This is a genomic window from Tunturiibacter empetritectus (assembly GCF_014201375.1).
GTDB classification, from domain to species: Bacteria; Acidobacteriota; Terriglobia; order Terriglobales; family Acidobacteriaceae; genus Edaphobacter; species Edaphobacter lichenicola_D.
The window spans coordinates 1,394,892-1,402,534 of the sequence record NZ_JACHDZ010000001.1; the positions used below are offsets into that span (position 1 = coordinate 1,394,892).

General features: G+C 54.2%; 11 protein-coding genes and 1 pseudogene. 7 read left to right on the forward strand and 5 right to left on the reverse strand.

From position 1 onward, the window contains the following. The first annotated feature begins 89 nt into the window (after positions 1-89). Positions 90-1,399, forward strand: a pseudogene (locus HDF10_RS21565) (outer membrane beta-barrel protein). Positions 1,400-1,565: 166 nt separating this feature from the next. Here HDF10_RS21565 and HDF10_RS06015 read toward each other — a convergent pair. Further along, positions 1,566-2,075 carry a hypothetical protein gene (locus HDF10_RS06015; RefSeq protein WP_183811362.1) on the reverse strand — a complete coding sequence of 170 codons (510 nt, stop codon included), beginning with the start codon at positions 2,073-2,075 and terminating at the stop codon, positions 1,566-1,568. On the opposite strand from HDF10_RS06015, the gene HDF10_RS06020 reads away from it, so the two are divergent. Beyond that, positions 2,052-2,528, forward strand: coding sequence for a YncE family protein (locus HDF10_RS06020; RefSeq protein ID WP_183811364.1), 477 nt, complete (start codon positions 2,052-2,054; stop codon positions 2,526-2,528). The genes HDF10_RS06015 and HDF10_RS06020 overlap by 24 nt on opposite strands. A gap of 50 nt (positions 2,529-2,578) precedes the next feature. Here the strand turns inward: HDF10_RS06020 and HDF10_RS06025 are convergent, their stop codons facing one another. Further along, positions 2,579-3,157, reverse strand: coding sequence for an HflX-like GTP-binding protein (locus HDF10_RS06025; protein WP_406705776.1), 579 nt, complete (start codon positions 3,155-3,157; stop codon positions 2,579-2,581). A 417-nt stretch (positions 3,158-3,574) separates the two neighbouring features. Here HDF10_RS06025 and HDF10_RS06030 point away from each other — a divergent pair, with 417 nt between their 5' ends. Continuing rightward, on the forward strand, positions 3,575-3,826 hold the full coding sequence (locus HDF10_RS06030) for a hypothetical protein (RefSeq protein WP_183811366.1): 252 nt from the start codon (positions 3,575-3,577) through the stop codon (positions 3,824-3,826). Positions 3,827-4,017: 191 nt separating this feature from the next. On the opposite strand, the gene HDF10_RS06035 is transcribed toward HDF10_RS06030, so the two are convergent. Next, positions 4,018-4,608 (reverse strand): TetR/AcrR family transcriptional regulator, encoded by a 591-nt coding sequence (locus HDF10_RS06035; RefSeq protein WP_183811368.1) that lies wholly within the window; start codon positions 4,606-4,608, stop codon positions 4,018-4,020. A gap of 126 nt (positions 4,609-4,734) precedes the next feature. Here HDF10_RS06035 and HDF10_RS06040 point away from each other — a divergent pair, with 126 nt between their 5' ends. The 3 genes from HDF10_RS06040 (at position 4,735) to HDF10_RS06050 (ending at position 6,123) form a co-directional block, all read left to right on the forward strand. Next, entirely contained in the window at positions 4,735-5,115 is a 381-nt protein-coding gene (locus HDF10_RS06040) for a DUF4267 domain-containing protein (RefSeq protein ID WP_183811370.1), read from the forward strand. A 121-nt stretch (positions 5,116-5,236) separates the two neighbouring features. Beyond that, positions 5,237-5,560, forward strand: coding sequence for an NIPSNAP family protein (locus HDF10_RS06045; protein ID WP_183811372.1), 324 nt, complete (start codon positions 5,237-5,239; stop codon positions 5,558-5,560). 116 nt (positions 5,561-5,676) lie between these two features. Further along, the gene (locus HDF10_RS06050) at positions 5,677-6,123 is read left to right on the forward strand and encodes an anthrone oxygenase family protein (RefSeq protein ID WP_183811374.1); all 447 of its coding nucleotides are present in this window, start codon (positions 5,677-5,679) and stop codon (positions 6,121-6,123) included. Here the strand turns inward: HDF10_RS06050 and HDF10_RS20845 are convergent. Further along, the gene (locus HDF10_RS20845; protein WP_311732673.1) at positions 6,054-6,422 is read right to left on the reverse strand and encodes an AMP-binding protein; all 369 of its coding nucleotides are present in this window, start codon (positions 6,420-6,422) and stop codon (positions 6,054-6,056) included. The two genes, HDF10_RS06050 and HDF10_RS20845, sit on opposite strands and share 70 nt — an antisense overlap. After that, positions 6,419-6,940 (reverse strand): VOC family protein, encoded by a 522-nt coding sequence (locus tag HDF10_RS06060; protein ID WP_221271416.1) that lies wholly within the window; start codon positions 6,938-6,940, stop codon positions 6,419-6,421. The genes HDF10_RS20845 and HDF10_RS06060 overlap by 4 nt, the downstream gene beginning before the upstream one ends. Between HDF10_RS06060 and HDF10_RS06065 the strand changes: the two genes are divergently transcribed. Then, positions 6,941-7,312 (forward strand): transposase, encoded by a 372-nt coding sequence (locus HDF10_RS06065; protein ID WP_311732674.1) that lies wholly within the window; start codon positions 6,941-6,943, stop codon positions 7,310-7,312. Positions 7,313-7,643 lie beyond the last annotated feature (331 nt).

Below are 7,643 nucleotides of genomic sequence, written 5' to 3' on the forward strand. Positions count from 1 at the left end.
GCCAATCTGCTTGCAAACAGACTGGATTCAATTCTGGTAACGGCAGCGCTTCCGGATAAAGGATTACGCAGACGCAGTATGCCGGATATCTGCAGGACCAGTGGAAGCTTAGCAAGACGTTCACGTTTAACTTAGGCATGCGATATAACTATTTCGCTCCGCTTCACGAGCAGCACAACAGTGCGAATCCTTTCGACTTGGCAAGTTGCGGGGGCTACTGCGGCATGGGAACCACATTTTACTTTCCTAACACGAAGGATTTCGATCCACGAGTCTCGTTCGCCTATTCGCCCGACTTGTTTCATGGCAATACTGTCTTTCGCGCAGGATTTGGAATTTATCATGGAGAGATACAGTTGGGCGATGAGGATAGTCCAGTCGTGAACACTGAACCCTCCACGCTTCTCACCTCGAGCGCGAGCAACGTGTACTCATATCCGAATGCACTGGCTCTGATCCCAACCACAGGTCTTGCACAGACGCCTCGGTCCCTCCTGCGTAACCATCCCGACTCGTACACGGAGCAGTGGACTGGCTCCATACAGCAATCGCTTGGACAGCAAACAGTATTGACCTTCACTTATCTAGGGATCAAGGGCAATCATCTTTTCCGCCGCACCTATACGAACCTGATTGATCCGACGTCGGGACTGCGTCCACTGGGTTCATTCTTCCCAAGCCAGATCGATACAAAAGCGAACGAAGGTATGTCGATCTTTCACGCTTTTCAAGCCAATCTGACGCATCGCTTTCATAACGGATTTTTCGTAGCCGGCAACTACATGTTCTCTCACGCGCTCGATGACGGCTCTGTCGGCGCAGGAGAGGCGGATGCTGCGGAAAATATCGCTTGCTTTCGCTGCGCCTATGCCAGGAGTGACTTCGACGTTCGCCACACCGGCAATGCGAGTGTCGTCTACGATCTCCCCTTCCGCCGAGGAAGACGTTTCCTCAACCAAAGCAAACTCACCGATGCCTTAGTTGGGGGATGGTCAGTAGATTCCCTGCTTTACTTCCGTGGCGGGCTCCCACTGAACGTCACGGTGAGCCGCAGCAGCACGACTCTGCCAACCGTAGTATCTCCACTTGGCTCAATCGAGCAGCGTTTGCGATACCCGCCGCTGGGACCTGGGGAGATGCGGGCCGGAATATCGCAGCCGGCCCGAACTTCTGGCAAGACGACGCAGCTCTCGAGAAACAGTTTCCGATCTCGGAACGTTACAAGATGATCTTTCGTGCCGAAGCATTCAACTTGTTCAACCGTGCGCAATACGGGCAACCGAGCGGCTCATTTAATACCGCTAGCTTCGGCGCCATCACCAGCGTGATCAACACCACGGGGTTGGTTGGAACCGGTACGCCGCGGCAGATGGAGTTTGCTCTAAGGCTTAACTTCTAGACCTCGCTGACTCAGCTTATGGTGTCAGATACGTCGACAACAACCGAAACTTTCTACTTATAGGATAGTCTGCATGCCATCGCATCTTTTCAAGAAGAGCAGCTGTTTTTTCTTCGCAATCATCTTTCTCATGTGCACTCCTGCCCACGCGAAAGCTGCTGAGCCCCTAGAGCCCGTCACACTTTTGAGCACTACGTACCTTCCTGAAATTACGGGTGACTTCGATCACTTCGCAGTTGATCTTAGACGGAATCACCTCTTCGTCTCTGCCGAGGTACACCACTCCGTCGAGATGTTCGACTTGAAGACGGGTGTTCACCTCCAAAGCATAAGTGGATTCAAAACGCCCCATTCCGTAGCCTTCGCTCCTGAGAAAGACGAACTGCTCGTTGCTGACGGCGGGGATTCTGCTCTGATTCTTCTCTCTGGAGATGACTTTCACCGAATCGATCGTGTCCAACTCATCGATGGCTCCGCAACCGGGAAGGGCGATTCCCCCGACGCAGCCTATTACGATGCTGCAAACCACCTCTACTACATTGGGAATGGGGGTGTATCCGCTAATCTCCCTGACTCCGAAATCTCTGTCTTCTCTGTGGATCAAGGCAAGCTCATCGATAAGATCTCGATTTCCGGAAACAACGTTGAAAGCATGGGGATAGACCATATCCATCATCGTCTCTACGTAAACATTCGAGATAAGCAACAGATCGGCGTGGTCGATCTGCTCACCAAGAAAGTGATTGCTACCTGGACCGCTCTGGGGTTACAGAAGAATACGGCACTCGCGGTCGACGAGAAGAACGAGCGCATTTTTGTTGCCGGTCGCAATCCGGGCATCTTCTATGTCTTCGACAAGAACGGCAAAGTCGTGAAGCAGAAACCCTGCGCCAATATCAATGACGATATGACGTGGGACCCAGTGCTCAAGCGTGTCTACGTCAGTGGTACGCAAGGTCTCAGCATCTTCCATCAGGATTCGCCTGACACCTACACTAGTATTGCAGACATTCCGACCAACGGCGGCAAGACTTCCTTCTATGTTCCTCAGGTGAAGCAGTTCTACGTCGTTCACCCGAAGACCGACGTGGATATCGCAGGACTGTTGGTCTATCGCGTTAATCCGTAAAGAGTGCTGGCAGGATTATTTCGATGCGGCTATCTACCAATTCAATTCTTCTATGCCTGGCCAATGCCCGACGGCATGTTGATCTTGCGGCGATCGGTTTCAAGCTGGGTTTCACCTGGGCCGCGCGTTCCGATACCGCCACCAAGTTGTGACATAGCCCGGCCGCGTCCGGCAAGACGGGGCAGCTGGTACTCAAGCTGTGCGAGCTCTACCTGGAGCTGGCCTTCACTGGGGAGTATGAGCTGCGAACGGTCGATGACATGGCAGGGCAGCCGGGCCTCGATGTTGCGGAGCTGCGAGGGGGTGAGGTCGTGATCGAAGAGGACAAGCGACGCATTGGTGCTCGCCACAACGCCAACAATTTCCTCGAGCTTGCCCTGGCCGACGAGGCTGGACGAATCGGGCTTGTGACGTCTCTGGACGAGGGTGGCAGCGATGGTCGCACCGGCTGATCGGGCGAGTTCTTCGAACTCTGCACGGCTTGCATCGAAGTTGAGGGTCGAGGCGGTATAGTTTGGGAGGTCTTCTTCTCCGGCCACGCCGGCGGCCGCGGTGCGGGCAAGTCGAGCGGCCGGGGTAAGCTGCTTGCGCTTGCGGCGTTCGCCGGTGAACTCCCCCGACCACGACAAGCACGGCGATTTCCTGTTGAGTCTGCGAAGTGCGGAGTTCCCGGGCGAGAAGCTCCTCGTCCTGGGCTCTACTTGCTTCGACGAGACTTCGACGGGCTGTCTTTCCGCGATTTCGGCGTGATTGCTCTTGATCCGAGGTGGCTTCAGGCAAAGATTTCTTACTTGTCAAATTTGTCTCAATTCAGGGCTAGGTTTCCGACCGACTCTCCTGATGATAATGAATGACCAGCCCCGGTGGGCTCATCGCTTCCGCGTCTTCCTACTACTCGAGCGCTCAATCATTTCCATGAACATCGTGAGGTTTGAGAAAGCCGACGCGATGATGATCGGCGATTTTTATAGAAACTATGGATACCCCTTCATCGATCCACAACATGGCGGAACATTCAAGGGGTGCAGGATGCGGTGGATGTCGTAATGAAGCTTTCAGGCCCGAAGACCACGCTGGTCCCCGGTCACGGAACCATCATCCATGCAGAACTCATTGCGCCATACCGTAGCATGATTCTCGATATTCAGGAGAAGGTGCAACAGATGGTCCGCGACGACAAGAGTCTGCAGGACGTACGTGCTGCGAAGCTGACTTCGCCCTATGACGCCAGGGTACCGGGCGGTCTTGCTCCGCTTCCTACTGGGCTGGGAACGAGCGCCGACCGTTTTGTCGGATAGATATACACAGAGCTGAAAACGCTCACTAGGTTGCATCCGGACGGCTTATCAGTCTTTGGGAAGACCAACCGATTGCCACCGCTGGAAGGTAGGTGACGAGAAGCGCGTTTGTGAGGACTCATCTCGCCTAGCTCGCGAAAAGACGAGAGCGCGCCTAATACAGTCGTCGCGCTTTCACCACCTGCGCCGTTTCATCCCGGGAAAGTGAAAAGCTCGACGAGCGCCCTCACGCGCTCTTTCTGACGGCTGCGCGGAAATCGCTTGGTTCTTGTGAGCTCGGCGATACCGTGAAGGCTCGCCCAAAACAATTCCGATAGAACCTCCGGCTTCGAACCCTGCCCCTGAAATAACTCCAGGAGTTGGGAAAACGCGAAACGCAGCTCCGGAGGAGTAGCCGCGTCATCGAATGGTACGCTCAGGCTGAGCGAAAACATCACTTCATACAGTGCTGGTGAGGACACGGCGAACTCCAGATATGCGGCCGCGATCGATTCGACCGTATTTCCACGCTTAACCCGTTTCCGTGCCTTCTCCAAAGCCAGGCCCATCTCCTGGAAACCCTCGATAGCGACCGCGGCGAGGATCCCCTCGCGGCTTCCAAAATGAGCGTACAAAACAGGTTGGCTGTATGAAATTTCGTCGGAGAGCCGCCGAACGGTTACGTTGGACCACCCTTCAAGCTCCGCAATTCGTCGTGCGGCACTGAGAATCTGTGCCCGGCGGGCCTGCTTGTCACGCAGTTTTCGTTCCGCAATTCGGTTAGTTGCCAGTGTTTTTACCATTGATAGTAACTATAGCACCGCTCGAAAAAAAGGCGGATGGGGAAAATTTTACGAATGTACTGCATCATCTACGAAGGTTCTGCATCTTATGTAGCATTGCTAGATTTACTAAAAGGAGAATAATTTGTGCATACCGCTATCCCGCTCTCTCTAGCTGCTCTCCTGGCTGTCGCGATCATTGTCATCGGCTGTTTCTACGTTATATCTCCTGAACGAATGACAGGATCATTTGGTCTTAAGCCGCCTGCACCCGATGTTGACACTCGTGCATGGCTACGCCTTAAAGGAATTCGGGACATCGTATCTGGATTGGTCGTGCTGACACTGATGCTGACCACGGACACGCGGACGGTAGGCATAGCTCTACTCGTTGAAGCCATCGTCGCTCTGGGCGACATGTCAAACGTTCTGTGGTCGGGCGGGTCGAAGTCGACAGCGTTCTCAGTTCATGGCGTAACCTGCGCGGTGATGGTTGTCGTCGGCCTCTTCTTGATCCATGCCATTTGAGAGAAATTCCTCTGACCGTTCTTGTCTACCGCAAGGGTCGGATCGCGATCAGCCACGCTGACATGGGTTGGTTGAACAACCACTAAAGTGCTAACCCAAGACTATGCAATAGGAGATGACAATGAGAACTTTTGAACTTCGCGTGTACACACTGCGCACCAAAGAGGCGCGCGATTTCTACATAAATCAGATTTATCCCCGTCATCTCAGCAGCTTTCCGCTGTTCGGGATCGAGGCCCACGGCATCTGGACCGCCAAGGAGGATGTCGAGCCACGGGTTTTCGTGCTGGTCTCCTATGCGGCGGGCGAAGAACCCGGCGAGGTTGTTAAGCGATATATGCAAAGTACAGAATTTGCTGAGGAGATCAAGGGCTGGGATGTATCGAACATCGTTGGCGTTGAATCGACGATCCTCATACCTTCAATAACCTCCCCCCTGAAATGACGGGAAGAGAAACCAGAGAAGGAACGCGGTAACAATCACCATGATGACGCTGCCGTGTTTCTTCTTCAGAGGAAGAAACCTTAATTCATTTCAAGGTGTTGTTTATGGAGGAATTCATGATAGAAGTCCTAAATGTCGTTGCAATTATCGTCGCTGGATTGATGGTTGGATGTGAACTGGCCATCGCTGCGTTTGTTCATCCAACGCTCGATAAACTTCCGGATGATGTTCACCTGCCAGCCGCAAGCGCCCTCGCCCGTGTGCTGGGGAAATTCATGCCGTTTTGGTACATTCTTGTATTTTTGCTGACTTTAGCCGAGGTTGTAATCCAATGGCACCAATCTGGCCGGTTACCGATCTGGATCGCTACATCGGCCGTTTTGTGGATGTTGGCGAGTTTGTATTCGGTCACTGTTCTCGTGCCGATCAACAACCGTATTAAGTCCACTCCGACTCCCGATTGGAAGACGTACAGGCGTAGATGGGATCTGCTTCACCGCTGGCGTGTTGTACTCCTCACGATAGCTTTCGCGTTTCTAATCGTGGGATTCGTCAGCAAGTAGTCATCTTTGGCCTCTTCCCCAAGGGCAGCTATCGCCGGAGATCGGGAGCCGTGGCAGTCTTCGAGACGGTGTGTTCGCGCGCGAGAGGGATTCTGCCCCATCAGCGTCGCCACTCGATCTCCCGGCCGCACTCCGAAACTCTGCAAAGCGGCCGCCAGGGCCCGCGCTCGCCGGTGCCAATCGCGATAGGTATATCGATGGGTAGAGTTGTCGGGGCGGCGCGAGACAATTTCCACATTCGGGAACAGCTTGCCCGCGCGTTCGAACAGCGAAGTCAAAGTAAGGGCGTACTGCATCATTGTGCCGTCATACAGCCACCTCCAGGGAGTGGAAGTGGGTCTTCTCGGGCAACATTAGCGGTACCTGCCCAGACGCCCTTCAACCATTTTTGCACGTCGAACGGTTCGGACTTGATGACAAGCTCGCCAGCCGAATCGAACCACTGAGTTCGCGGCCGGTCGTAGTAGAGTTCGATCCCATTGCTGTCGGGATCCCGGAGGTATAGGGACAAAGTACCACCGTGGTCGCGAGCGTCGTCGATGAGGTCACCGTACCCCAGAAGGCGATTGACAGCTCCCGCCAGTGACACTTCGTCGGGGTAGAGGATGGCGAAGTGATTCACCCCTCTGTCATGGAGCTGTTTCGGACCATCATCGGACCTGTAGAACCAGTTCAATGCGACGTGATGGTGATAGTCGCCGAACGCCAGGAATACGGTAGGAAGTCCGATGGACGGTCCGTAGTAAATGATGGATAGACCGAGAACATCGCAGTAAAACCTTATAGCGCGGTCCAGGTCGGTCACTCGCAGATTCACGTGCCCGATCCGTACCCCGGAAACAGTCTCGCGAGCTTCAGAGACTCTGGACTGTTCCCAATTCGCAAATACGTTCATTGTCATGGCTCCTTACGTTGTGGAACGGTTGCCCGTAAGCGGAGAGCGGGCTTGGTGAAGCTGCTCGGCATCAGTAAGCGCGGCAACGTGTACCTTCGCAAGATTCTTATTCATGGCGCACGAGCTGCCGTGCTGAGGATCAAGCGAGATCGAGCACCGATTGGAGCATGGCTCGATGCCCTTGATTCCAGAGCTCCGAAGAACGTCGTTGTCGTTGCCATGGCCAACAAGCTCGCACGTATTGCCTGGGCTGTGCTTTCCAGCGGCAACGACTACAGACCCGTCGCCGCATAACGGCATGGAAAAGACGCCTGCGGCTTGGAAGCGCTACGCGCTCCCACTTTCCCGCACCACGACGACTAGAGTTTCTTCCACCGAAGTCTGCACAGGGTAAGCAACGACGAAAGAACAGTCACAACGGCGTGTCTGCAGCCTGGTACCGAGAATGGTCCTTAACGACCGACCGACTTAGAAGGACAGACACGCGCGCAACTCATCACGGCCAGGAGAGCTGATCTCCACACAAAGGCTGATTAGATAAGGGCGAAGGCTCAAGTGAAGCCCGTAGACTATGTCTGGTTTAGAGACCAGGGCCAGCGTGAGGAAGGAGTCGGGATGATCATAA